18 protein-coding genes are annotated in these 26,286 nt (G+C 63.0%); 11 read left to right on the top strand and 7 right to left on the bottom strand.

Annotated elements, in window-relative coordinates; translation table 11 throughout:
- Nucleotides 1-108 precede the first annotated feature (108 nt).
- The 5 genes from JFU04_RS20605 to JFU04_RS20585 all read left to right on the top strand — a co-directional run bounded on the left by JFU04_RS20605 (nt 109) and on the right by JFU04_RS20585 (nt 6,034).
- Nucleotides 109-1,935, top strand: coding sequence for a long-chain-acyl-CoA synthetase (locus JFU04_RS20605; RefSeq protein ID WP_120449289.1), 1,827 nt, complete (start codon nt 109-111; stop codon nt 1,933-1,935).
- A gap of 95 nt (nt 1,936-2,030) precedes the next feature.
- On the top strand, nt 2,031-2,546 hold the full coding sequence (locus JFU04_RS20600; RefSeq protein ID WP_065903353.1) for an ankyrin repeat domain-containing protein: 516 nt from the start codon (nt 2,031-2,033) through the stop codon (nt 2,544-2,546).
- A gap of 41 nt (nt 2,547-2,587) precedes the next feature.
- Nucleotides 2,588-3,118, top strand: a complete 531-nt coding sequence (locus tag JFU04_RS20595) for a hypothetical protein (protein WP_201145626.1) — start codon at nt 2,588-2,590, stop codon at nt 3,116-3,118.
- A 67-nt stretch (nt 3,119-3,185) separates the two neighbouring features.
- On the top strand, nt 3,186-3,377 hold the full coding sequence (locus tag JFU04_RS20590) for a PLDc N-terminal domain-containing protein (protein ID WP_003172956.1): 192 nt from the start codon (nt 3,186-3,188) through the stop codon (nt 3,375-3,377).
- A gap of 569 nt (nt 3,378-3,946) precedes the next feature.
- On the top strand, nt 3,947-6,034 hold the full coding sequence (locus JFU04_RS20585; RefSeq protein WP_065904285.1) for an LTA synthase family protein: 2,088 nt from the start codon (nt 3,947-3,949) through the stop codon (nt 6,032-6,034).
- Between the two features lie 70 nt (nt 6,035-6,104).
- Here the strand turns inward: JFU04_RS20585 and JFU04_RS20580 are convergent, their stop codons facing one another.
- Nucleotides 6,105-6,257, bottom strand: a complete 153-nt coding sequence (locus tag JFU04_RS20580; RefSeq protein WP_015885095.1) for a DUF3309 family protein — start codon at nt 6,255-6,257, stop codon at nt 6,105-6,107.
- Nucleotides 6,258-6,585: 328 nt separating this feature from the next.
- On the opposite strand from JFU04_RS20580, the gene JFU04_RS20575 reads away from it, so the two are divergent.
- Nucleotides 6,586-7,407: an SDR family oxidoreductase gene (locus JFU04_RS20575; RefSeq protein WP_065904286.1), complete on the top strand. Its 822-nt coding sequence runs from the start codon at nt 6,586-6,588 to the stop codon at nt 7,405-7,407.
- Nucleotides 7,408-7,571: 164 nt separating this feature from the next.
- A complete protein-coding gene (csrA, locus tag JFU04_RS20570; protein ID WP_120449285.1) occupies nt 7,572-7,775 on the top strand; it encodes a carbon storage regulator CsrA in 204 nt (67 codons plus the stop codon).
- Between the two features lie 10 nt (nt 7,776-7,785).
- Here csrA and JFU04_RS20565 read toward each other — a convergent pair whose 3' ends face one another.
- The 4 genes from JFU04_RS20565 to JFU04_RS20550 form a co-directional block, all read right to left on the bottom strand.
- Nucleotides 7,786-8,013 carry a YheU family protein gene (locus JFU04_RS20565; protein WP_003192759.1) on the bottom strand — a complete coding sequence of 76 codons (228 nt, stop codon included), beginning with the start codon at nt 8,011-8,013 and terminating at the stop codon, nt 7,786-7,788.
- Between the two features lie 60 nt (nt 8,014-8,073).
- Nucleotides 8,074-9,258 (bottom strand): osmoprotectant NAGGN system M42 family peptidase, encoded by a 1,185-nt coding sequence (locus JFU04_RS20560; RefSeq protein ID WP_065904290.1) that lies wholly within the window; start codon nt 9,256-9,258, stop codon nt 8,074-8,076.
- 567 nt (nt 9,259-9,825) lie between these two features.
- On the bottom strand, nt 9,826-11,574 hold the full coding sequence (gene ngg, locus JFU04_RS20555) for an N-acetylglutaminylglutamine synthetase (protein ID WP_065904291.1): 1,749 nt from the start codon (nt 11,572-11,574) through the stop codon (nt 9,826-9,828).
- A gap of 3 nt (nt 11,575-11,577) precedes the next feature.
- Entirely contained in the window at nt 11,578-13,350 is a 1,773-nt protein-coding gene (locus JFU04_RS20550; protein WP_201145624.1) for an N-acetylglutaminylglutamine amidotransferase, read from the bottom strand.
- Nucleotides 13,351-13,661: 311 nt separating this feature from the next.
- Here JFU04_RS20550 and JFU04_RS20545 point away from each other — a divergent pair, with 311 nt between their 5' ends.
- Entirely contained in the window at nt 13,662-18,497 is a 4,836-nt protein-coding gene (locus JFU04_RS20545; RefSeq protein WP_201145622.1) for an NEL-type E3 ubiquitin ligase domain-containing protein, read from the top strand.
- Nucleotides 18,498-18,505: 8 nt separating this feature from the next.
- On the opposite strand, the gene mnmC is transcribed toward JFU04_RS20545, so the two are convergent.
- Nucleotides 18,506-20,503 (bottom strand): bifunctional tRNA (5-methylaminomethyl-2-thiouridine)(34)-methyltransferase MnmD/FAD-dependent 5-carboxymethylaminomethyl-2-thiouridine(34) oxidoreductase MnmC, encoded by a 1,998-nt coding sequence (gene mnmC / locus JFU04_RS20540; protein ID WP_201145620.1) that lies wholly within the window; start codon nt 20,501-20,503, stop codon nt 18,506-18,508.
- Nucleotides 20,504-20,659: 156 nt separating this feature from the next.
- Between mnmC and pap the strand changes: the two genes are divergently transcribed.
- The 3 genes from pap (at nt 20,660) to JFU04_RS20525 (ending at nt 24,881) form a co-directional block, all read left to right on the top strand.
- Nucleotides 20,660-22,174: a polyphosphate:AMP phosphotransferase gene (gene pap, locus JFU04_RS20535; RefSeq protein WP_201145618.1), complete on the top strand. Its 1,515-nt coding sequence runs from the start codon at nt 20,660-20,662 to the stop codon at nt 22,172-22,174.
- A gap of 447 nt (nt 22,175-22,621) precedes the next feature.
- Nucleotides 22,622-23,806, top strand: a complete 1,185-nt coding sequence (locus JFU04_RS20530) for a thiolase family protein (protein WP_201145616.1) — start codon at nt 22,622-22,624, stop codon at nt 23,804-23,806.
- 118 nt (nt 23,807-23,924) lie between these two features.
- The gene (locus JFU04_RS20525; RefSeq protein WP_065904307.1) at nt 23,925-24,881 is read left to right on the top strand and encodes a DMT family transporter; all 957 of its coding nucleotides are present in this window, start codon (nt 23,925-23,927) and stop codon (nt 24,879-24,881) included.
- Here JFU04_RS20525 and JFU04_RS20520 read toward each other — a convergent pair.
- Nucleotides 24,878-26,260 (bottom strand): class II fumarate hydratase, encoded by a 1,383-nt coding sequence (locus JFU04_RS20520; RefSeq protein WP_065904309.1) that lies wholly within the window; start codon nt 26,258-26,260, stop codon nt 24,878-24,880. The two genes, JFU04_RS20525 and JFU04_RS20520, sit on opposite strands and share 4 nt — an antisense overlap.
- Nucleotides 26,261-26,286: the final 26 nt, after the last annotated feature.

The following is a 26,286-nucleotide window of genomic DNA, read 5'->3' as shown; positions in this document are numbered from 1 at the left end:
CAGCCGAAGAGGGGCTGACGTATTTTCCTTCAATGCATTCGGCCTTCTGCCTACAAGAGAGTCGGTGTTTCTGGATCATACGAAGAATAAGAAAAAGGACGTTCCTCCATGAGCCATCCGCAAAACGACATGATCACCTGGGGCATGATGCTGCGTAAGATGCCCGCCATCGTTCGAGCCCTGCCACGGGTGGTGCGCGGCATGCGTGCCGCCAACGTCACCGATCCCCAACAGCCCTGCGGCCTGGGCTGGCACTTCGAGCAAGCGACCCTGCGCAACCCCGACGGCGCGGCGCTGTTGTATGGCGACCGCGTGCTCAGCTACCGCGAAGCCAACCAGCGCGCCAACCGTATCGCCCATCACCTGCAGGCCGAGGGCATCGGCAAGGGCGACGTGGTGGCGCTGTTTATCGAAAACCGCCCGGAACTGCTGCTGAGTGTGCTGGCCGTGGCCAAGCTCGGCGGCATCTGCGCGATGCTCAATACCGCGCAGACCCAGGGTGCGCTGGTGCACAGCCTGAACCTGGTGAGCCCGGTGGCGGTGGTGGTGGGCGCTGAGCTGGTAGCAGCCTATGACGCAGTACGTGAGCAGGTGCAGATCGAGGCCCGGCGTACCTGGTTTGTCGCTGACCAGCAACCCGCCGCCGTGCCCGAGGGCTACCTCGACCTGCTGGCCGCGAGCGCCGAGTGCGCGGAGGACAACCCCGCCAGCACTGCACAGATCTTCTTCAACGACCCGTGCTTCTATATCTACACGTCCGGCACCACCGGCCTGCCCAAGGCCGGCATCATGAAGCACGGCCGCTGGACCAAGACCGCCGTGAGTTTCGGCAGCATCGCCCTGGACATGGGCCCGCAAGACGTCCTCTATTGCACGTTGCCGCTCTACCACGCCACCGGCCTGTGCGTGTGCTGGGGGTCGGCGATTATCGGCGCGTCGGGCTTTGCCATTCGCCGTAAGTTCAGCGCCAGTCAATTCTGGGATGACGCGCGCAAGTTCAAGGCCACCACCCTCGGTTACGTGGGCGAGTTGTGCCGCTACCTGCTCGACCAGCCACCCAGCGGGCTCGATCGTGATAACCAGGTCACCAAGATGGTCGGCAACGGCCTGCGCCCCGGCGTGTGGGCGCAGTTCAAGGCGCGCTACGGCGTGGAGCATATCTGCGAGCTGTACGCGGCCAGCGACGGCAACATCGGTTTTACCAACGTGCTGAATTTCGACAACACCATCGGCTTCTGCCTGCAACACTGGGCGCTGGTGGACTACGCCCACGACAGCGGTGAGCCGATCCGGGGCGCTGATGGCTTCATGCGCAAGGTGCAAACCGGCGGGCAAGGCCTGTTGCTGGCGCGGATCGATGATAAATCGCCGTTCGACGGCTACACCGACCCGGAAAAGAACCGCAAGGTGATCCTCACCGACGTGTTTGAAAAGGGCGACCGCTACTTCAACACCGGCGATTTGTTGCGCAGCATCGGCTTCGGCCATGCGCAATTTGTCGATCGCCTGGGCGACACCTATCGCTGGAAAGGCGAAAACGTCTCCACCACCGAGGTCGAGAACGTCCTGCTGCAGCACCCGCAGATCGCCGAGGTAGTGGCCTATGGGGTCGAAATCGAAAACACCAATGGCCGCGCGGGCATGGTCGCCATCACCCCGAGCGAATCCCTGGCCTCACTGGACATGCGCGAGCTGCTGCAATTCGCCCATGGCCAACTGCCGCACTATGCGGTGCCACTGTTCCTGCGGATCAAGGTGAAGATGGAAACCACCGGCACCTTCAAGTATCAGAAAGTGCGGCTCAAGGAAGAGGCGTTTGACCCGGACAAGGCGGGCAATGACCCAGTGTACGCGTGGCTGCCGGGGTCCGACTGCTACGTGCCGGTGACCGGGCAGTTACTCGCGCAGATCCAGGGTGGGCAGTTCCGCTATTGATTCTGCCTATGGGCGTTTTTGACAAAAAAGCCATGACAGCTGGGAACTCCGTCGCGACACTGGCGCCTATTCAGTACCAGACACGGAGTTCCCACATGTCAGACCACGCCAAACAAATGACCGAAGACGAAGCCGCCGAATTTGCCGAGCAAGTCTTCGACGTGGCCCGCAAGGGCGATGCCGCCATGCTCGCCGCGCTGCTGGCCAAGGGCTTGCCGGCGAATTTTCGTAACCACAACGGCGACACCTTGCTGATGCTGTCCGCGTACCACGGCCACGCCGAAGCGGTCAAAGTACTGCTGGAATTCAAGGCCGACCCGCTGATCGCGAATGACAAGAACCAGTTGCCGATTGCCGGTGCGGCGTTCAAGGGCAATCTGCCGGTGGTCAAGGCGCTGATCGAAGGCGGCACGCCGGTCGAAGCGGCATCCTCTGACGGCCGCACCGCGCTGATGATGGCGGCGATGTTCAATCGCGTGGAAATGGTCGACTACCTGCTCAGCCAGGGCGCGAACCCCAAGACCACCGACGCCCAGGGCGCCACGGCGCTGGCAGCGGCGCAGACCATGGGGGCCACGGATACGGCGGCGCAGTTGCAAAAACTGGTGTAGGCTGTGCGCCCTCGAAAACCAGCCCGCTACAGGATCACCCCATGAAAACCGCCCTCGTCGAACTCATCAGCAAAATCAGCGCCGGGGTCATGGGCGCTGACGAGGTGGCGCGCATCGCCGAGGAAGCGGCCCAGGCCTACGCCGATCCAGTGGCCTTCCTGGCGGCCAACCCGGATATCAACTACGACGACACCTTCCCGATCCCGTTGGGCGAGTGGGTGGTGGTTGGCAGCCTGCCGGACACGGTGCTGTTCCAGGCCGATACCTATGGCGATCTGTTTGCGCAGATCGTCGCCTCGTTCGGCCCGGGTGTGGCGTTCAACCTCAAGCCCAAGCAGTTGGCCAAGACCGAGGACCTGACCGCGCTCAATCGTATCCAGATCCAGATGAGCGCCCTGAGCCCGGAAGATGGCGGCTATGTGCTGCTGGATTTCAGCCAATTGCTCGATGATGAAATCCAGGCCGTGCTGGTCTACGGCAATGACCTGCCGCGCGTGCTCGAGTTGTGCGCTGAAGTCGGCATCAAGGCCGAGCCGTCCCTGGAAGCGTTGAAAGTCGCCGTACACGTCTGAAATAAAACGGAACCCCGGCCAGGGCTGACTATCCTACAAGTGCATGCCCTCACTTAGGAGCGACACCATGGGTTCCACTTTCAACGGCCTGATCGGGCTGATCATCCTGGCGCTGGATATCTGGGCGATCATCAACGTGTTCAAAAGCGGCGCGAGCACCGGGGCCAAGGTGCTCTGGATCCTGCTGATCCTGTTGTTGCCGGTACTGGGCCTGATCATCTGGGCAATCGCCGGGCCGCGCGGCAACGTGCGGATCTAAGCGCCTCACTCCCTCTGGAGTGGGCACGATAAAGGTGGGAGCGGGCTTGCCCGCGAAAGCGGTTTGCCAGTCGCTGAAGAGGGTGACTGATCTGGCGCCTTCGCGAGCAAGCCCGCTCCCACATTTGGGGTGTATTTCAAGGTTGGAACCGAGCTGTACCGTCCGCTCAAATGCCGCAGCACCCCGAATCCCAAGCCCGAGCAGCGATCAAAACTGTGGGAGCGGGCTTGCCCGCGAAAGCGGTGGGTCAGTCGCTGGAGAGGGTGGCTGATGTGGCGCCTTCGCGAGCAAGCCCGCTCCCACATTTATGTTTCGAAATATTCTGCGCACACAATTTTCACATCCCATCCAAGACAATTCGCCCGCTCAAACCTCCCAGCCAAAGGCTCTATCTCAACTGCCATTAAAGGCGGGGCAGGGGTGCACGTTCAGTAATTAATAGCCTTGCCGGCTTTGATCGGGCACCATTTGCGCCACCGCGTTAACCGCCTACCCCAGCCAGCCTGGGCGAGGGACGGACGCCACTGCATTATTTCGCAACTTAAACTTCCAATGGGTCCTGAAACGACATGGCAAACCCGGACGCCCTGAGTCAGCAGCGAGCTTCTAATCGCCTGCTGCAACCGACCGTCAAATCCCATCTGGCTTACACGCTGCTCTGCGCACTGGTCATGATGGTGATGTTCTCGCTGCTGCGCCTGGCGCTGCTGGTGTACAACCGCGAGATGATCCTCGACACCCCGGCCTCGACCTTCCTCGAAGCCTTCGCCAACGGCCTGCGTCTGGACCTGCGCCTGGTGGTGTACCTGATCATCCCATTGCTGCTGGCGCTGTTCAGCGTACGGGCGATGGCGGCACGTGGGTTCTTCCGTTTCTGGCTGACCGTAGCGTCCAGCATCGCGCTGTTCCTGGGCCTGATGGAAATGGACTTCTACCGCGAGTTCCACCAGCGCCTCAACGGCCTGGTCTTCCAGTATGTGAAGGAAGACCCGAAAACCGTGATGAGCATGCTCTGGTACGGTTTCCCGGTGGTGCGCTACCTGCTGGCATGGGCCGTGGGCACGTTGATCCTGAGCATCGCGTTCAAGGGCGCCGACCGCGCCACTCGCCCGCGCGGCCCGTTCAGCGGTGGCAGCATCGGCACCCGCCAGGTCGCACCGTGGTACAGCCGCATCGCGGTGTTCGTGGTCTGCCTGCTGATCGCCGTGGTCGCCGCACGTGGCACCCTGCGCCAGGGCCCGCCGCTGCGTTGGGGTGATGTCTACACCACCGAATCGAACTTCGCCAACCAACTGGGCCTCAACGGCACCTTGTCGCTGATCGCGGCTGCGAAGTCGCGCTTCTCCGAAGACCGCTCGAACATCTGGAAGGCCACCCTGGATCAGCCACTGGCGACCCAGACCGTGCGTGACATGCTGGTGCTGCCGCAGGAAAAACTGGTGGATGCCGACATCGCCGCCGTGCGCCGTGACTACACGCCACCGGCCGAGAAGACCCTGCCGATCAAGAACGTGGTCGTGATCCTGATGGAAAGCTTCGCCGGTCACTCGGTCGGCGCGCTGGGGCGTCCGGGCAACATCACGCCGTACTTCGACAAACTGTCCAAGGAAGGCCTGCTGTTCGACCGCTTCTTCTCCAACGGCACCCACACCCACCAGGGCATGTTCGCCACCATGGCGTGCTTCCCGAACCTGCCGGGCTTCGAATACCTGATGCAGACCCCGGAAGGCAGCCACAAGCTGTCGGGCCTGCCGCAGTTGCTCAGTGCGCGCAAGTTTGACGACGTGTATGTCTACAACGGCGACTTCGCCTGGGACAACCAGTCGGGTTTCTTCAGCAACCAGGGCATGACCAACTTCATCGGCCGCAATGACTTCGTCAACCCGGTGTTCTCCGACCCGACCTGGGGCGTGTCCGACCAGGACATGTTCAACCGTGGCCTGGAAGAGTTGAAAGCCCGCGAAGGTGGCAAGCCGTTCTACGCGCTGCTGCAAACCCTGTCCAACCACACCCCGTACGCATTGCCGACGCCGTTGCCGGTCGAGAAAGTCACTGACCGTGGCAGCCTCAACGAGCATTTGACGGCCATGCGCTACTCCGACTGGGCCCTGGGCCAGTTCTTTGAAAAGGCCCGCAAGGAGCCGTACTTCAAGGAAACCCTGTTCGTGATCGTCGGCGACCACGGTTTCGGCAACGAACAGCAAATCACCGAGATGGACCTGGGCCGCTTCAACGTACCGATGCTGATGATTGCACCCGGCATGCAAGAGAAGTTCGGCGAGCGTGACCACACCGTGGGCACCCAGATCGACATCGTGCCGACCATCATGGGCCGTCTCGGCGGCGACACCCTGCACCAGTGCTGGGGCCGTGACCTGCTCAACCTGCCGGAAGGCGACAAGGGCTTCGGCGTGATCAAGCCGTCCGGCAGCGACCAGACGGTAGCCTTGGTCACCGCCGACCGGATCCTGGTATTGCCCAAGGAAATGCCGCCGAAACTGTGGGAATACGAACTCGGCGCTAACCCTACCGGCAAAGTGATCCCTGAATCGCCGGACGAGGCTGCACTCAAGCAGCGACTCGAGTCGTTCCTGCAAACCGCCACCAAGAGCCTGCTGGATAATACCGCCGGCGTAGTGAATGGTAAGCCGGACTAACTAACCGGCAATACAAAAGAGGCCTTTTTCAAGGCCTCTTTTTTTGCATCTTTTTAATACCGGGTGGCGGTTATATCCGACCCAGCAGCAACAGCACCAACAGCACCACCAGCACTACACCGAGGATACCCGACGGGCCATAACCCCAGTTACGCGAGTGAGGGAACACTGGCAGACCGCCGACCAGCAACAGGATCAGGATAATGATCAGAATGAGGCTCATAGTTTTTTTCCTTATAGGCCTTCTGCAAAGACCGGTTATTTAACGAGAGGCCCGTCATTTAAATTCGGACGCCTTAACAACTCCGACTGCACCACGACGGAGAAAATTCCGTGTTTTTTTAAAGCATTTCGCACACCGGCTTATTTCTTTTAATGCGTTCGCAACTGCAGCTCATTAGTTGAAAAAGATTGAACTTAGGCTATACGCCGGCATCCGACCCGGCCTGCGGTTTGCCTGGGGCATTCATCAATCTGATGGTGCGTGGGTGCGGGAAAAACCTTCGCTACACTGCCGGTCACTTCTTCTGTGAACCACAAGGCTACTTCCTATGCAAAATCGCATGATGATCACTGGCGCCGGGTCCGGCCTGGGTCGTGAAATCGCTCTGCGCTGGGCCCGTGAGGGTTGGCAGTTGGCCTTGTCGGACGTCAGTGAGCCGGGCTTGCAGGAAACCCTCAGGCTGGTGCGAGAGGCCGGTGGCGAGGGTTTTATCCAGCGCTGCGACGTGCGCGACTACAGCCAGCTCACCGCGTTTGCCCAGGCCTGCGAGGTGAAGCTGGGCGGCATTGATGTGATCGTCAACAATGCGGGCGTGGCCTCGGGTGGGTTCTTCGCCGAGCTGTCGCTGGAGGATTGGGATTGGCAGATCGCGATCAACCTGATGGGGGTGGTCAAGGGCTGCAAGGCGTTTCTGCCGCTGCTGGAAAAGAGCAAGGGCCGCATTATCAACATCGCGTCGATGGCGGCGTTGATGCAGGGCCCGGCCATGAGCAACTACAACGTGGCCAAGGCCGGTGTGGTGGCCTTGTCGGAGAGTCTGCTGGTGGAACTCAAGCAGCAAGAGGTCGGGGTGCACGTGGTATGCCCGTCGTTCTTCCAGACCAACCTGTTGGATTCGTTTCGCGGACCGACCCCGGCAATGAAGGCGCAGGTGGGCAAGTTGCTCGAGAGTTCGCCGATCTCGGCAGCGGACATTGCCGACTACATCTACCAGCGGGTGGCGGCGGGCGAGTTCATGATCCTGCCCCATGAGCAGGGGCGGATGGCGTGGGCGTTGAAGCAGAAGAATCCGCAGTTGCTGTACGACGAGATGACAGTGATGGCCGACAAGATGCGCGCCAAGGCCCAGGGTCAAAGCGCCAAGGCTTGAACCCAGGCTGGCAGGTGAGGGTGCTGTCGAAGGCAATATTTCGTCAGGTCTGTCAGGCAAATTACCAACGTTTGTAGGTGCTGGCTGATTTGTTTGCAAGCCATTGATGGCGCCCATCCATGCGCGCATGGTCAAGGTCCTGAGACTCAAAAAGGACAACGACCATGCTGGTATTAAGCCGTACTGTCGACGAAATCATCTCCATCGGCGACACCATCGCCGTGCACATCCTCGAGGTGAACGGTAACCAGGTGAAATTCGGGGTAGAGGCACCGACCGGGGTGCATGTTCATCGTGCCGAGGTCTATCAGAAAATCCTTGAGCGCCAAGGCGCTGCCACCCATCCGGTGCTGGTGCCCAACCCCTGAATAACCTCGGTCAGTCGAACAGATGCTTGGGCACATCGTGCTTGAGCATCAACTGGCACTGCTCGCTTTCCGGGTCGAACACGATCAATGCCTGGCCCTTGGTCAGCGCCTGGCGCACGCGCAATACACGGGTTTCCAGGGGCGTGTCGTCGCCATTGTCGGTGCCGTCACGGGTGACGAAATCTTCGATGAGGCGGGTCAGGGTGTCGACTTCAAGCGCGTCGTAGGGAATCAGCATACAAGCCTCACATAGAGAATCCCGGCGATGCTACTGCGCCGGGACTCCAGTTGCCAGTATTCAGGACTTGTTGCCCACCAGGCTGTCCACCGACGGCACGCGGGTATCGCTTTCCATCTGTGTTTCATGCTCGATCTGGTGACTGAACCGATCCAGTGAACCCTGGGCCGGCTGGGCGTCGCTGGCGAACACGGGCGGGCTGAGGATGTAGGCGCTCAACAGCCGGCTCAGGGCGGCGAGGCTGTCGATATGCGTGCGCTCGTAGCCATGGGTTGCATCGCAACCAAACGCCAGCAGCGCGGTGCGGATGTCGTGGCCGGCGGTCACGGCCGAGTGAGCATCACTGAAGTAGTAGCGGAACAGGTCGCGGCGCACCGGCAGTTCGTTGTCGGTTGCCAGTCGCAACAGGTGCCGCGACAGGTGATAGTCATACGGCCCGCCGGAATCCTGCATCGCCACGCTCACGGCATGCTCGCTGGAATGCTGGCCGGGGGCGACCGGGGCGATATCGATGCCGACAAACTCGCTCACATCCCAGGGCAGGGCAGCTGCGGCGCCGCTGCCGGTTTCCTCGGTGATGGTGAACAGCGGATGGCAGTCGATCAGCAACGGCTCGCCGCTGTCGACGATGGCCTTGAGGGCCGCGAGCAGGGCGGCGACGCCGGCCTTGTCGTCCAGGTGACGCGCGCTGATATGCCCGCTCTCGGTGAACTCCGGCAGCGGGTCGAACGCCACATAGTCACCAATGCTGATGCCCAGGGAATCGCAGTCGGCACGGGTCGCGCAGTAGGCGTCCAGGCGCAATTCAACGTGATCCCAGCTCACCGGCATTTCATCCACGGCGGTGTTGAACGCATGCCCCGAGGCCATCAACGGCAGCACGCTGCCACGGATGACGCCGTTGTCGGTGAACAGGCTGACGCGGCTGCCTTCGGCAAAGCGGCTCGACCAGCAACCTACCGGCGCCAGGGTCAGGCGACCGTTGTCCTTGATCGCGCGCACGGCGGCGCCGATGGTGTCCAGGTGTGCGGAGACGGCGCGGTCAGGGCTGTTTTTCTGGCCCTTGAGGGTGGCGCGAATGGTGCCGCGCCGGGTCATTTCAAACGGAATGCCGAGCTCTTCCAGGCGCTCGGCGACGTAGCGCACGATGGTGTCGGTAAACCCGGTCGGGCTGGGAATGGCGAGCATTTCCAGCAAGACTTTTTGCAGGTAATTGAGGTCCGGTTCGGGGATGGTTCGAGTCATGAAAACTCCTCGTGAGGTGAGCGCGCTGTTGGAGCGAGCGGGCTGGTTGTGGCGTGGCGAGCGGGCTAATTGTGGTGAGCGAGTTAATTGTGGTGAGCGGGCTTGCCCCGCGTTGGGCTGCGAAGCGGCCCCAAAACCTGCCAGTCAGTTCTGGCTGGAAAAACGCGGCGCCTGGATGGGGGCTGCTTCGCAGCCCAACGCGGGGCAAGCCCGCTCGCCACAACAGACCTGCCTGCCACAACAGTTCTGCCTGTCATGACAGCTCTGCTTGCCACAACAGTTCTGCCTGTGATGACAGTCCTGCTTGCCACAACAGTTCTGCCTGTGATGACAGTCCTGCCTGCCACAACAGTTCTGCCTGTCATGACAGCCCTGCCTGCCACAACAGTTCTGCCTGTGATGACAGTCCTGCTTGCCAAAACAGTTCTGCCTGCCATGACAGCACTGCTTGCCATGACAGCACTGCTTGCCACACCAGTTCTGCCTGTCACGACAGCCCTGCTTGCCAAAACAGCCCTGCCTGCCAGACACAGCCTGCTTGCCATCGCGCACATGCTCTCCACTGGGTTATTGAGCGGTCGGCTGGCTATGGGGAAACAACAAGTCCACAAACTTCTCCGCCGTCGGCTGCGGCTCATGGTTGGCCAGGCCGGCCCGTTCGTTGGCTTCGATAAACACATAGTCCGGTTGGTCGGCGGCGGGCACCATCAGGTCCAGGCCCACCATGGGGATGTCCAGGGCGCGGGCGGCGCGTACGGCGGCGTCGACCAGCGTGGGGTGCAGGATGGCGGTGACGTCTTCCAGGCAGCCGCCGGTGTGCAGGTTGGCGGTGCGGCGCACGGCCAGGGTCTGGCCCCGCGGCAGGATGCTGCTGTAGTCGTAGCCGGCCGCCTGCAGGGTGCGTTCGGTCTCGGCGTCCACGGGGATTTTGCTTTCGCCGTCGGTGGCCGCCTGGCGCCGCCGACTCTGGGCTTCGATCAATGCCCCGATGGAATGCTGGCCGTCGCCGGTAACTTCGGCAGGGCGGCGGATCGCGGCGGCGACCACCTCGAAGCCGATTACCAGGATGCGCAGGTCTAGGCCCTGGTGGAAACTTTCGAGCAACACGCGGCTGTCGAACTGGCGCGCCGCTTCGATGGCCTGCTGCACCTCTTCAATGGTCTGCAGATCCACCGCCACGCCTTGGCCTTGCTCACCATCCAGCGGCTTGACCACGATGCGCTGGTGTTCGTCGAGGAACTCCAGGTTGTCATCGGCGCTGCCCGCAAGTTGCTGCGATGGCAGTTTCAATCCGGCAGCTTTCAACACCTTGTGGGTCAGGCTTTTGTCCTGGCACAGGGTCATGCTGATCGCGCTGGTCAAGTCGCTCAGCGACTCGCGGCAGCGCACGCGGCGCCCGCCATGGCTCAGGGTGAACAGGCCGGCATCGGCGTCATCTACCTGCACATCGATGCCGCGTCGGTGCGCCTCTTCGACGATGATCCGCGCGTAGGGGTTGAACCCCGCCTGCGGACCCGGGCCGAGGAACAACGGCTGGTTGATGCCGTTCTTGCGCTTGATCGCAAAGGTGGTCAGCGCGCGAAAGCCGAGCTTGGCGTAGAGGTTCTTGGCCTGGCGGTTATCGTGCAGCACCGACAGGTCGAGGTAACTCAAGCCACGGCTCATGAAGTGCTCGACCAGGTGGCGCACCAATACTTCGCCGACGCCAGGACGCGTACAGTGCGGGTCCACCGCCAGGCACCAGAGGCTGCAGCCGTTTTCCGGGTCGTGGAAAGCTTTCTGGTGATTGAGGCCCATCACGCTGCCAATCACCGCGCCGCTGTCTTCATCCTCGGCCAGCCAATACACCGGGCCACCTTGATGGCGCGGGGTCAGGCGTTCAGCGTCGACCGGCAACATGCCCCGCCCTTGATAGAGCTGGTTGACTGCCGCCCAGTCTGCCTCGGTCTGCACCCGGCGAATGCGGAAACCGCGAAACACCCGGGTGGCCGGACGATAGTCGCTGAACCACAGGCGCAGGGTGTCGGAGGGGTCGAGAAACAACTGCTGCGGATCGATCCCGAGGATCTGCTGCGGCGCCGCCACGTACAGGGCGATGTCGCGCTCACCAGGCTGCTCGTTGAGCAGTTCCTCGGCCAGGCTCGCGGGGTCGGGAAAGGTATGGCCGATCAACAACCGGCCCCAGCCGCAATGCACGGCAATCGGCTCGGCGGCCAGCGGGCTGCCATCTTCGGCCAGTCGGGCTTGCAGGCGCTCGTAGGTTGGCGCCTGGCCCTTGAGCAAGCGTTGGCTGTAAGCCGCTGCATGGGGTTTCATCAATCAGATTCCTTGTTCGCTGAGCCACAGGTTCAGCGCCGCCAGTTGCCACAGCTTGGAGCCGCGCAGCGGGGTCAGTTGGCCTTGCGGATCGGTCAGCAGGCGGTCGAGCATGGCCGGATTGAACAGGCCACGGTCCTGGCTCGGGTCGAGCAGCAACTCGCGCACCCAGTTGAGGGTGTCGCCTTGCAAATGCTTGAGGCCGGGGACCGGGAAGTAACCTTTCTTGCGGTCGATGACTTCGCTCGGGATCACCCGGCGCGCCGCTTCCTTCAACACTTGCTTGCCGCCGTCGGGCAGCTTGAATTTGCCTGGCACGCGGGCCGACAGTTCCACCAGGCGGTAGTCCAGGAACGGCGTACGCGCTTCCAGGCCCCAGGCCATGGTCATGTTGTCGACGCGTTTGACCGGGTCGTCCACCAGCATCACGGTGCTGTCCAGGCGCAGCGCCTTGTCCACGGCCGCATCGGCACCGGGCATGGCGAAATGTTCGCGCACGAAGTCACCGGCGGCGTCGTTGGCAGTCAGCCATTTCGGCGCGACGGTGGCGGCGTAGTCGTCATAGCTGCGGTCAAAGAATGCTTCGCGGTAGGCGGTATACGGATCGCTGGCGCCGTCGACCTGCGGGTACCAGTGGTAACCCGCGAACAGCTCGTCGGCACCCTGGCCGCTCTGCACCACCTTGCAATGCTTGGCCACTTCCCGCGACAGCAGGTAGAAGGCGATGCAGTCGTGGCTGACCATCGGCTCGCTCATGGCGCGGAAGGCCGCCGGCAATTGTTCGATGATCTCGCTTTCGGCGATGCGCAATTGATGGTGGCGCGTGCCGTAGTGCTTGGCGATCAGGTCCGAGTACTGGAATTCGTCGCCACGCTCGCCGCCGGCGTCTTCAAAACCGATGGAGAAGGTCGACAGGTCCTGCACGCCCACTTCACGCAGCAGCCCGACGAGCATGCTCGAGTCGACGCCGCCGGACAGCAGCACACCGACATCCACGGCGGCGCGTTGACGAATCGCCACGGCTTCGCGGGTGCTGTCGAGCACGCGGTCGGTCCAGTCTTCGAGGGTGAGGTTGCGCTCATCCTCGTGCGGGCCGTAGGGCAGGGTCCACCAGGTTTTCTGCTCGGTGGTGCCGTCGGCGTCGATGCGCATCCAGCTGGCCGGCTGCAGTTTTTCGATACCTGCCAGCAAGGTGCGCGGTGCAGGCACCACGGCGTGGAAGTTCAGGTAATGGTTGAGCGCCACCGGATCGAGGATCGGGTTGATATCGCCGCCCTTGAGCAGCGCCGGCAAGGCCGAGGCAAAGCGCAAACGCTGGCCGGTACGCGACAGGTACAACGGCTTGACGCCGAGACGGTCGCGGGCGATGAACAGGCGCTGGGCATCGCGCTCCCAGATGGCGAATGCAAACATGCCATTGAGCTTGGGCAGCAGGGCTTCGCCCCAGGCGTGATAGCCCTTGAGCAGCACTTCGGTGTCGCCACCCGAATAGAAAGCGTAGCCGAGGGCTTCAAGCTCCTGGCGCAATTCCGGGAAGTTATAGATCGCGCCGTTGAACGCCAGGGACAGGCCCAGTTGGGCGTCGACCATCGGTTGGGCGGAGCCGTCCGACAGGTCCATGATTTTCAGGCGTCGATGGCCCAGGGCAATCGGCCCTTGGGCATGGAAGCCCCACGCGTCAGGTCCGCGTGGCGCCAAGTGATGGGTGATTCGTTCCACCGCTGCCAGGTCGGCAGGTTGGTGATCGAAACGTAATTCTCCAGCTAATCCGCACATAGAGTCCTTACCGGTTTTTCCGTTGGGGAGGGATAGAAATGCACGCGCCAATTCAGCGGGTACCTAGGGACTGACCCCACGCCCATGTGCGGAGTTTTAGATCAATAAGTTATATGGCAAACGGCCGCCCCTGCCTGCGAAGTGCCCCCCGGCCCGCGTGGCGTGGGCCAACGTGGCGGTAACCAGATCACGTTCAGGTACAAAAACCAGGGCGCTCCAGTGCTTGAACGCGCAACTATTTGAACCCTTTGGCGAGGAGGGTGGGCTTATCGTGCTGCGTCATTGTTCAACGCAATGAAGGAACGTTGTTAATGACGCAAACAGTTGATTTGAGCCAGGCCGTCGCGCCTGTGACTCAGGATGAAACGATGGCCGCGCTGCTCGGAGTCACTGGCGACCTGGACAAGGCGCAAGTGCTGTATGAGCAACTGCCGGCCTGGTTGGTCAAGGCTGATACCGAGGTGCTGCACGGCATCGAGCGGGCGCATGCTCTGAGTGAACGGCCGCGGGAAAAACTGCAGCGGCTGCTGCGCCGCCTCAAGCCCCTGGATCAGTTTTGCCGCGAACGGCTCGGCGCCTTCCTGGCGAGCAAAGGCCTGGCTGAACTGGACATCGATAATGACACCCTGGATCTGCCCCGGCGTTCATTCAGCGGTGTGAGTGCAGACCTCGGCGGCATGCTGATCGAGACCATCAACCTGGAGCGGCACAGCCTGTTGCAGGCCGCCATGCAGAACTTTTCCGACACCTCGGCCGCGGTTGGCGGGCTACCGATCAACGCGGTCGTGCGTGTCGGGCCAAAGCGTGCGATTGCGCAACACCCCACCGCGCATACCTTTGTTGGTTACTGTCGCGAGTTGAACCTGGGCGCGGCTTATCAGGCGCATATCCGTGAAGTGTTCAACCTGCCTGCTCCCGGTGAGGGCCAACTGGACACTGGCCGGGGCTATAACCCGGCGGTCAGCGAGGTTGGCCAGCCTCGCTGCCTGGACATGCAGATCGACCTGCATGTGGCCTATGGCAAGGGCGATATCGACGCCCCCACCCGTGCGTTGTTGCTCGACGTGGTCAGGCTCGACCTGCCAGCCGCCGAGGTTCCAAACGTGTGGTTCAACCGCCAACCGTTGACCTGGCAGGGCTTGAACATAGACGGGGCTTGCCTGTGGGGCGTGCTGGTGTTTTCCAGCACGGCGGCCGAGGGTCTTTCCCGCGGCCCGATCGTGGTGTACATGCCCAATGAGCCGGTGCGCCCGTGGTACCGCTATGAGTCCCTGGAGCAGTTCAAGGTCTACCTGACGCTCAAACTCCAGGTCGGTTCCTATCGAACGTTTTTCACCGGCTATCTGGATGAGTCCGAGCGCTTCGATTTTTTTCAGCGCTTTGACCAGAACAAAACGTTGATACGGGTGGAGCCGCTGGCGGTAACCAGCAATGTGTCGACGTTTTTTTTCAATGCCTGTGTCGGCAAGATACGCCTCGATGCCCTGGTACTGGCGGTGCCCAACGCCCAGGCCGATGACGATGCGCGCAAGGAGCGCGTCCAGAATTACCTTGATATCGGCCTGACCCTGCTGAATGTCGCGGGGTTGATGGTGCCGGTCATCGGGCAACTGATGATGGGCGTGGCGGTCGGGCAGATTCTTGGGGAGGTCTTCGATGGGGTGGACGATTGGGTCCACCAAGACAAGCACGAAGCGCTCAGGCACCTGACCAACGTCGCTGAAAACCTGGCCGCCATGGCCTTGTTCGCGGCGGGGACGAGCGTGGTGGGGCGGCTGTGGCGATCTACCCCTGCCACGTCGCGGCTGTACGAGAAAGTCGAAGGTGTGCGCATGCCGGACCAATCCACGCGGTTATGGCGTACCCGTCCCGAGCCCTATCAGCAGTCCCTGTCGCTGCACGGCCGGGTTGCCGGTCCGCGAGGGGTGTATCAGGTCGACGGCCAGTCCTACGTGAATATCGACGGTGCGGTGTATTCGATCACCTTCGATGCCCGTACCGGCCGGTGGAGAGCCGTGCACCCGCGACGTGCGTCGGCGTATCAGCCGCCGGTGAGCCACAACTTCCAGGGCGGCTGGCAGTTCTCGTTCGAGCGTCCCTATGAGTGGGAAAGTGTCGAATACATCCTGGGGCGGCTCGACCCGAGCCTGAAGTCCTTTACCCCGGAACAGTTGCGCCAAATCGCCGCCATCACCGATATGAACTTGTCCCGCCTGCAGCAACTGGCCAGGGACAACCTGCCATTGCCGGAACGGTTGCGCGATTGTGCGCAGCGCATGCGGCAGAACCAGAGTATTCGCGACCTGATCTGGCAAATGGACCATCAAGCCCCCCTCGACGCGACGACCGCCCACGTGCAGATGCAGGCGCTGCCGTTGATGGACGGCTGGCCCAAAGGGCGGTTTTTCGAACTGCTGGACGATGAAGGCTATGTGCTGGAGCGCCACCCTGACACTGCGCCTTTCGACTACGAAGACCTGAGCATCCACCTGACCACGCAGCAACTGAAAAGCGGGCAGATCCTGCCGACATTGCTGGCCGCCCTGGACGATGAAGAAAAGGTGACACTGCTGGGCGGCGCCTTTCAGCCAGGCGAGGCGCAAGCGATCCTGGCGCGGCGCCTCGCGGCATCGCTCAAGCAGCATCATCGAGCGGTGTATGAACGGCTGCGAGCGCATGCCGACTTCACCGAGCAGGCGGATCATGGGCTGCTCAAGGACCGTCATCCGCAGTTGCCTATTCGGCTCGCCTGGGAAGTCATGAGTGAAGCCTCCACCGCCGAGCGCCTGCGCTTGCGGCATACCCGGCGCGTGCCGCTGCGCCTGCGCCAATGGGCGCGCGCGACCGAGGAGGCGCTGGACGAAGACGAGGCCCTGATGGGCCTGTACGTACCGGAGGTGGCCACCGATGCCACCCGCCGCATCGCTACCGGCCTGCTGCGCGTGGTGCCGGGCTGGCCCGAGGACCTGGTGCTGCAGGTGCGCCGTGAGCGCTTGCGAGGCGACGTTCTCGCCCAGGTGGGCGATACAGAGGCCGCCGCCACGCGTGTGCTGGTTCAGTCGGCGAAGGGCTTTCGCGCCCACGATGGGCAGGGGGTGTCGCTGGGTGCGCTGGCCGGTGGTCCGGAAGGGTTCTACACGGCACTGCTCGACTGCCTGTCCGCCGAGCACATCGAGGCAATGGGACTCGACGGAAACGAAATGGCCAGTCGCTTGCGCCACACCCTTATCGGTAAGGCCGAGGATGAGCGCAGCCGGATGGCCCGTTACCTGTGGCCGGAACGGGCGCTGGCTGAGGAACCGGCCCTGTCGTGCGTGCAGGCCACGCCGATGGGGTGGCAGCAATATCCCCATGGCCTGATGCGCAAGGTCAGAAAGCTCTACCCCTTGTTTGATGACTCGCGCATCGCGACTTTCCTGCAAGCCCTGGGCTCCGATCACCTGTCCCGCGCCAAAGCCGTGCGTGCCCTTGAAGAACAATATGAGGCGTTGCATCGGGCCCTGAAGCTGTGGACCAAGGACAAGATCGCGCAATCCAACCAGGCCCTGCTTGACCTGCGCCTGGCGCGCCATCAGGCCGCAGAAGCGATCAAGCGCAGTTGGCAATACGCGACGCTGAGCCGGGATGTGGCGGCTCGCCAGGTCCCGATCCTGAATCTTGACGGCATGGCCGTTGGCGCCTTGCCGACCCTGCCGCCGGGTGTCCATTTCGGGCATGTCCGGCAGTTGTCGTTGAAGCGGATGGGGCTCAACGACGACGTCGGGTATTTCCTCAAGCACTTCAAGGGCCTGAATTTCCTCGAACTGACGGGTAACCGCATCACGCGGCTGCCGGAAGTGCTCCAGCAAATGAAGCAGCTCAGTCACTTGTATCTGGACCACAACCAACTGCAACTGACCGAGTACACCCGCACCAAACTCGCCGACCTCAAGGCGCTGCAAGTGCTGAACCTGAACGACAACCCGCTGCTGGACTCACCGGTGGTCTACAAGATGCTCGATCTGCAGACCCTGGCCTTGCGCAATTGCCGGCTGACAAGCCTGCCGACCGGCATTATGCGCATTCCCCACCTGAACCGACTCGACCTGCGCGCCAACGATATCGTCAGCTTGCCGCCGTGGTTGTTCGACACCGAGCAGCGCAAGCCCGAGAACATCCACCTGGAGCAAAACCCGCTGGATGCCGGCACCCGCCAGCTACTGAACCATTACCGCGACGAGACGGGGGTGGGCATGGGGTTTTTTGAAGATGACATTGGCCGGTTACACGAACAGCGGGCCAAGGCCCTGTGGCTGGGGGATGAACGGCTGGCGGGGCACGCGCAGCAAGCCGAGATCTGGCTGGGGCTTCGCGATGAGCCGGCTTGCGACGGACTGTTCAAGCTGCTGGCAGGGCTGAGTGATACCGCAGACAGCGTGCACGTGCGAGAGGACCTGCACCGGCGCGTCTGGAACGTGTTGGAAGCGACGGCAGAGGATGTCGAGTTGCGCGGCCAAGTGTTCGAGCTCGCCGCCACGCCGTTGAACTGTGATGACAGCGCCGCCGACAGTTTCAGTAATGTGGAGGTACTGGTTCTGGTCCGCAGGGCGGTGCGACAGGTCGAAACGGGCGAGGCGCAGACCCGGCCGCTGCTGCGCTTGGGCAGGGGCTTGTTTCGTCTCGATCGGCTGGCGTCCATCGCCCGTCGCCATAGTGTCGCGCATCCGACGGTGGACCCGCTGGAGGTCAGCCTGGCCTATCGGACTGGCCTGGTCGAGCGCCTGCACTTGCCGGGGCAGCCTCGCCACATGCGCTATGCCAGCCTCGGCGGGGTCACCCAGAACATGCTCAGAATGGCCGAAGCGCAGGTCAAGGAGGCTGAGCTTTCGCCGCTGCTTCTGAAGTACCTGGCGAGTCTGCCGTGGTGGCAAAACTACTTGAAAAAGACCCAGAGCGGTTCGTTTGAAACCTTGAACGAACCCTTCATCAGCCGCTCGGACACGCTGTTCGAGCAGCGTGAAGCCCTGGATGACGCCACCTACAAAAACCGTATCGATCAGATCAGTGACGACCGGCAACGGGCGGAGTCCGCCGAGCTTGAACGCCTGACCCAGGAGGCGTTGAGGCTGGATGACCTGGGTGGCTGTGCATTGCCAACGGTGCACTGAGCCTGCGCTCAGCGCGGATTTTTCACGGCGTTGCTGCGAATCAAGGCCCGCACCGCGAAGCGGTTCGGGTGGCAGGCCTCGGCCACACTGCGCGGCAGGGGCAGCGGCTCGTTGTCCAGCCAGGCTGCCAGTAGCTCGCCGGACAGCGGTGCGGTGATCAGGCCCCGCGAGCCGTGGCCGCTGTTGACGTACAGACCGTCCAGCCACGGGCAGGCGGCTTGCGGAGCGTGGCGGGCGTCCTTGCGCAGCGCATCGTAGGCCAGGTCGAAGGCCTCGGGGTCGGCGAGCGGGCCGACAATCGGCAGGTAATCCGGACTGGTGCAGCGAAATGCAGCGCGGCCTTCCAAGGCATCCGGGGCGAGGCTGGCCGCCTGCAGGCGCCGGGCCAGGTCCGGGGAGATTTCCTCCAGCAGCTCGAGGTTGCCGGCATGCTCGGCAGCAGTGGGGGCGAGGTCATCGCTGTGGAAATCGAAGCTGGCCCCTAGTGTGTGTTCACCCAGGCGTGGCGGCGCCACATAACCTTCGGCGCACACCACCGTGGCCAAGGCCTGGCTGTCGGCGGTCTGGGGCAACCGGGTGATTTGCCCGCGAATACGCTTGAGGGGCAACGCGGCGCTGGCAGCAAAACGCTTGACCTCGGCGGCACCGGCCAGCACTACCACCCGGGCACTGGCGAGCAACTGCTCACCGTCCCAGGCCTGCCAATGGTCGTCGACTTTGCGCAGCTCCAGCACCTCTCGATGGGCCAGCACATTGATCCCGGAGTGGCGTGCCTGCCACTGGCAGAGGGCGGGCGGGTGCACCCAGCCACCTTCGGGGAAAAACAGCCCGCCATGCTCCAGGCCAACCCCGGCGCGCACCTGGGCCTGATCCCGGTCCAGCAGGTGCAGCAAGTCCGGAGCGAACGCCCCGGCCAGTTGCGCCTGGCGTTCGGCCTCCTTGGCATTGAAGGCCAGTTGCAGCACGCCGCAGCCATCCCAATCCACCCCCCGGTGCAGGTGTTCCAGCAGGCGCCGGGTATGCCCGAAGCCGCTGACAATCATCTGCGACAAGGCGGTGCCGTGGGCGGACAGCTTGAGGTACAGCACCCCCTGCGGATTGCCGGAGGCCTCCTGGGCCAGGGCCTCATGCCGCTCCAGCAGGCTCACCTGCCAACCGCGTGCGGCCAGGCTGGCGGCGCTGGCGCAACCGGCCAGGCCACCACCGATCACCAGGGCGTGGCGCTCGCCATGGAGCGCGGGAGGGCGCGCGAACCAGGGTTTGACCGCAGCCGGCGCGGGCGTCTCGGCGGGCCAGCCGAGAAACTCACCGCGCAGGATTTCCCATTTATGACCGATGCCCGGCGTGCGCTTCATCTTGAAACCGGCGGCGTTGATCAGGCGCCGTACCCAGCCGGTGCTGGTGAAGGTGCTGATGGTCGAGCCGGGGGCTGCCAGGCGTGCCAGTTCGGCGAACAGCTCGGCGGTCCACATCTCGGGGTTTTTCGCCGGGGCGAAGCCGTCGAGAAACCACGCGTCGACCTGGGCGTCCAGTTGCGGCAATTGCTCCATGACATCGCCGATCAGCAGGGTCAGGGTCACCCGGCCGTTATCCAGCACCAGTTGCTGGAAGCCTGGATGAATGGCGATGTACTGGGCCAGCAGTTGCTCGGCGAAGGGCTGCAGTGGCGGCCAGAGGGCGAGGGCGCGCTGCAGGTCGGCGTGGCTCAGCGGGTACTTTTCCACGCTGACAAAATGCAGGCGCGCACCGGCCACGGCGTGCTGTTCGAACAACTGCCAGGCGCAGAGAAAGTTCAAGCCGGTGCCGAAGCCGGTCTCGCCAATCACCAGCCGCCCGCCCACCGGCAGGGCCGCAAAGCGTTCCTGCAGGCGGTTCTGCTCGAGGAACACGTAGCGGGTTTCTTCAAGGCCGGACTTATCGGAGAAGTACACGTCGTCAAACACCCGCGAGTGCGGGCGACCTTGGTCATCCCAGTCGAGCTGGGCGTTGGGCAATACGGGGGTCATGGGCGGCTCATCATCAACGAAGCAGGCAACGGCAAGGCGGCCATTCTAGCCGATCAACTACCAACGCATTGATCCATGGCAAGCGGCAGTGGAATTTCCTCCCGCGTGTCGTTGCCCAATCCGCTAGTCTTGCTGAATTATGGAACGGAGCCGCCCATGTTCGAATCTGCCGAAATTGGTCACGCCATCGACAAAGACACCTACGACGCCGAAGTCCCGGCCCTGCGCGAAGCGTTGCTGGAGGTGCAGTACGAGCTGCAGCAGCAAAAGCGTTTCCCGGTGATCATCCTGATCAACGGCATTGAAGGGGCCGGCAAGGGCGAGACGGTCAAACTGCTGAATGAATGGATGGACCCGCGCCTGATCGAGGTGCGCACCTTCGACCAGCAGACCGACGAAGAACTGGCCCGCCCACCGGCCTGGCGCTATTGGCGCCAATTGCCTGCCAAGGGCCGCATGGGCATCTTTTTCGGCAACTGGTACAGCCAGATGCTGCAGGGCCGGGTGCATGGCGAGATCAAGGACGCGCGGCTCGACCAGGCCATCGCCGGGGCCGAGCGCCTGGAGAAAATGCTCTGCGATGAAGGCGCGCTGATCTTCAAGTTCTGGTTCCACCTGTCCAAGAAGCAAATGAAAGCGCGCCTCAAGGCCCTGGCCGACGACCCGTTGCACAGCTGGCGCATCAGCCCGCTGGACTGGCAGCAGTCCGCGACTTACGACAAGTTCGTGCATTTTGGCGAGCGCATCCTGCGCCGCACCAGCCGCGACTACGCGCCGTGGCACGTGATCGAAGGCGTCGATGCGCACTACCGCAGCCTTACCGTGGGCAAGATCCTGCTCGAAAGCCTGCAAAATGCCCTGAAGCAGGCCAAGGGCAAGGCCAGCGGCATGAACCCGGCGCCGCTGCTGGCCTCGGTGGACCAGAAGAGTCTGCTCGACAGCCTCGACATGACGCTGAGCCTGGACAAGGACGATTACGAAGAACAGCTGATTACCGAGCAGGCCCGCTTCTCCGGCCTGATGCGCGACAAGCGCATGCGCAGGCACGCCCTGGTGACCGTATTTGAAGGCAATGACGCGGCGGGTAAGGGCGGCGCGATCCGGCGTGTGGCGGCGGCGCTGGACCCGCGTCAGTACCACATCGTGCCGATTGCCGCGCCGAGCGAGGATGAACGCGCCCAGCCTTACCTGTGGCGGTTCTGGCAGAAGATCCCGGCGCGTGGCATGTTCACTGTGTTCGACCGTTCCTGGTACGGCCGCGTGCTGGTGGAGCGCATCGAAGGCTTCTGCACCCCGGCCGACTGGATGCGTGCCTACGGCGAGATCAATGACTTTGAGGAGCAACTGCGAGATGCGGGGGTGATCGTGGTCAAGTTCTGGCTGGCGATCGACAAGCAAACCCAATTGGAACGCTTCCAGGCCCGCGAAGAAATCCCGTTCAAACGCTTCAAGATCACCGAAGACGACTGGCGCAACCGTGAAAAGTGGGACGACTACCGCGCCGCCGTCGGCGACATGGTCGACCGCACCAGCACCGAGGTCTCGCCCTGGACATTGGTGGAAGCCAATGACAAGCGCTGGGCGCGGGTAAAAGTGCTGCGCACCATCAACCGCGCGCTGGAAGAAGCGTTCGAGAAAAGCGACAAGCACGACAAGAAGAAAAAGAAATAAGCGCGAGGCAGCCGGATTGGGGTGGAGAGCTGGCTTGTGGTGGACAGCTATGGTGGACAAAGCTGGTATTTAGTGGAGAGCCCGCTTTTTGTGGCGAGCGGGCTTGCCCCGCGTTGGGCTGCGCAGCAGCCCCAAAACCTGCCCACCCCTTCTAACTGAAGCACCGCACTGCCTGGGGCCGGGGCCGCTTCGCGCCCCAACGCAGGACAAGCCTGCTCACCACAAGGGCCTGGCCACCCAAACTCTCTGCACTACAAACCCGCTGCACAACAACCTCCTGCACAACTAGACTTCTGCACAACAACCCCACTGCCCAACACCCCCCCCATTACAAACCCGCGCACCACCCCATGCTTTTGTATATGCCAGGTGAATGATCATCGCGGCCGGGCGGGCGCGGATCTATCCTCGATTGGTCTCCCAACAACGACAAGATCGAGGTAGCCCATGCGTGAAGTAGTGATCGTCGACAGTGTGCGAACCGGCCTGGCCAAGTCCTTTCGCGGCAAGTTCAACCAGACCCGCCCGGATGACATGGCGGCCCATTGCGTCAACGCACTGCTGTCCCGTAACGGCATCGACCCGGCCAGTGTCGAGGATTGCATCGTCGGCGCCGGCTCCAACGAAGGCGCCCAGGGCTACAACATCGGTCGCAATGTGGCAGTGCTCTCGCAGCTGGGCACCGGCACGGCGGGCATGACCCTCAACCGATTCTGCTCGTCGGGCCTGCAGGCGATTGCGATTGCGGCCAACCAGATTGCTTCGGGTTGCAGCGACATCATCGTCGCCGGCGGCGTCGAGTCCATCAGCCTGACCATGAAAAGCGTCAACACCGACAACCTGATCAACCCGCTGCTCAAGGAGCAGGTGCCGGGCATCTATTTCCCCATGGGCCAGACCGCCGAAATCGTCGCGCGCCGCTACCACGTCAGCCGCGAAGACCAGGACCTCTATGCGCTGCAAAGCCAGCAGCGCACGGCCCAGGCGCAGGCCGACGGGTTGTTCGACGATGAAATCGTGTCGATGGCGGTCAAGTACAAGGTCGAGGACAAGAACACCGGCGCGGTGCAGGTCCTTGATGGCGTGGTCGATCGCGATGATTGCAACCGCCCGGACACCACCCTGGCCAGCCTTGCCGGGTTGAAGCCGGTGTTTGCCGAAGACGGCTCGGTGACCGCGGGCAACTCGTCGCAGTTGTCTGACGGGGCCTCGATGACCCTGGTGATGAGCCTGGAAAAAGCCCTGGCGCTGGGGCTCAAGCCCAAGGCGTTTTTCCGCGGCTTCACCGTGGCCGGTTGCGAGCCGGACGAAATGGGCATCGGCCCGGTGTTCTCGGTGCCCAAGCTGCTCAAGGCGCGTGGCTTGCAGGTGGCGGACATCGACCTGTGGGAACTCAACGAAGCGTTCGCCTCCCAGTGCCTGTATGCGCGCAACCGCCTGGAAATCGATAACGCCAAGTACAACGTCAACGGCGGCTCGATTTCCATCGGCCATCCGTTCGGCATGACCGGTTCGCGGCAAGTCGGGCACCTGGTGCGGGAACTGCAGCGACGCAACCTGCGCTACGGCATCGTCACCATGTGCGTGGGCGGCGGCATGGGCGCCACCGGTCTGTTCGAGGCCGTCCGCTAGATCACCCGCCAATGTAGGCGCCGGCTTGCCGGCTCCTACAATTGAATTGCGCCGTAGCCCAATCCTTCTGCTTGCCCCTAGAATGCCCGTTCCACTTCCTCTGGCATCTGGGGCACTCATGCACATCTCTTCCGGCCGCTGGGTCTACGGTTTCTGCCTGACCCTGTTGACCGCGCTGCTCTGGGGCATCCTCCCGGTCAAACTCAAACAGGTCTTGCAAGTGATGGACCCGGTCACCGTCACCTGGTTTCGCCTGACGGTCGCCGGCAGTTGCCTGTTCCTGTACCTGGCGGCCACCAAGCGCCTGCCCAGCCGCAAAGTGCTCGGCCCCAAGGGCGGCTGGCTGGTGGCGATGGCCGTGTGCGGGCTGGTCGGCAACTACGTGTTGTACCTGGTGGGCCTGAACATGCTCAGCCCCGGCACCGCACAGTTGGTGGTGCAGATGGGGCCGATCTTTCTGATGATCGCCAGCGTGTTTGTGTTCAAGGAGCGTTTCAGCCGGGGGCAGGTGCTTGGGTTGGTGGTGTTGATCGTGGGGTTTGGGCTGTTTTTCAACCAGCGCCTGGAGGAGTTGCTCACGTCTGTCGGCACTTACACCGCCGGCGTGCTGACCATCCTGCTCGCCACCTCGATCTGGGTGTTCTACGCCCTCGGCCAGAAGCAGTTGCTGACGGTGTGGAATTCGCTGCAGGTGATGATGGTGATCTACCTGTCCTGCGCGGTGCTGCTCACTCCCTGGGCGCATCCGCTGGAAGCGCTGGACCTGAGCCCATTGCAAGGCTGGCTGTTACTGGCGTGCTGCATGAATACCTTGGTGGCCTACGGCGCATTTGCCGAAGCCCTGGCGCATTGGGAGGCCTCGCGGGTCAGTGCGACGCTGGCGTTGACGCCGCTGGTGACGTTTGTCGCGGTGGCGCTGGCAGCCTGGCTGTGGCCGGACTACGTGCAGGCAGAAGAAATCAACGCGCTGGGATATTTCGGCGCGCTGGTGGTGATGCTCGGTTCGGCGGCCGTGGCGCTGGCCCCCTCGCTGCTCGCCGGGCTCAAGGCCCGGCGGCTGCGCATGGCGTCTTAGGCGCCCAGCATGTTTTCCGGGCGAACCCATTGGTCGAACTCTGCGTCGGTGAGGTAGCCCAGTTCAAGGGCGGCCTCGCGCAGCGTCAGCCCTTCGGCGTAGGCCTTCTTGGCAATCTCTGCCGACTTGTCGTAGCCGATGTGTGGGTTGAGCGCGGTGACCAGCATCAATCCGCGCTCCAGGTGCTCGGCCATTTGCGTGGCGTCGGGCTCCAGGCCGGCAATGCAGTGCTCCTGGAAGTTGTTGCAACCATCGGCCAGCAGGCGGATCGACTCCAGCAGGTTGTGGATGATCACCGGCTTGTACACGTTCAACTGCAAGTGCCCTTGGCTGGCGGCAATGCCGATGGTCACGTCGTTGCCCAACACCTGGCAGGCCAGCATCGACAGCGCCTCGCACTGGGTCGGGTTGACCTTGCCGGGCATGATCGAACTGCCGGGCTCGTTGGCCGGCAGCTTGACCTCGGCCAGCCCGGCGCGTGGGCCCGAGCCCAGCAGGCGCAGGTCGTTGGCGATTTTCATCAGCGCCACGGCCAGGGTTTTCAGCGCGCCGTGCAGGGTCACCAGTGGCTCGTGTCCGGAGAGCGCGGCGAATTTGTTGGGCGCCGTGACAAACGGCAGGCCGGACAGCGCGGCCAGCTCGGAGGCAATCGCCTCGCCGAAACCATGCGGCGCATTCAGCCCGGTGCCGACGGCGGTGCCGCCCTGGGCCAGCTCGCACACGGCGGGCAGGGCGCTGCGGATGGCGCGTTCGGCGTAGTCAAGCTGGGCGATAAAGGCTGACAGTTCCTGGCCAAAGGTGATCGGCGTGGCGTCCATCATGTGGGTGCGGCCGGTCTTCACCAGTTTCATGTGCCGCGCGGCGAGTTCCGCGAGGCCGCCGGACAGATTGGCGATGCCCGGCAGCAACTGGGTGTGCACCGCCTGCACGGCCGCAATGCTCATGGCCGTGGGGAAGCAGTCGTTGGAGCTTTGCGAGCGATTGACGTGATCGTTGGGATGCACCGGGCTCTTGCCGCCGCGGGTCTTGCCCGACAGCTCGTTGGCACGGCCAGCGATCACCTCGTTGGCGTTCATGTTGCTCTGGGTGCCGCTGCCGGTCTGCCAGACGACCAGCGGGAATTGGTCATCATGCTGGCCGGCGAGCACTTCGTCGGCGGCCTGCTCGATCAGGCGGGCGATGTCGGCGGGCAAATCGCCATTGCGGTCGTTGACCCGCGCGGCGGCCTTCTTCACCAGGGCCAGGGCGTGCAGCACCGCCAGTGGCATGCGCTGCTCGCCGATGGCGAAATTCACCAGCGAACGTTGGGTCTGGGCGCCCCAGTAAGCGTCATCCGGGACGGCGACTTCTCCCAGGCTGTCGGTTTCGATACGGCTCATCGGGCACACTCCTTCAGGTTCGTTTG

Origin of the sequence: Pseudomonas sp. TH21 (assembly GCF_016651025.1) — a bacterium.
GTDB lineage: Bacteria > Pseudomonadota > Gammaproteobacteria > Pseudomonadales > Pseudomonadaceae > Aquipseudomonas > Aquipseudomonas aylmerensis.
The sequence above is the reverse complement of the archived record's forward strand: the minus strand, read 5'-3'. Positions and strand labels throughout refer to the sequence as shown.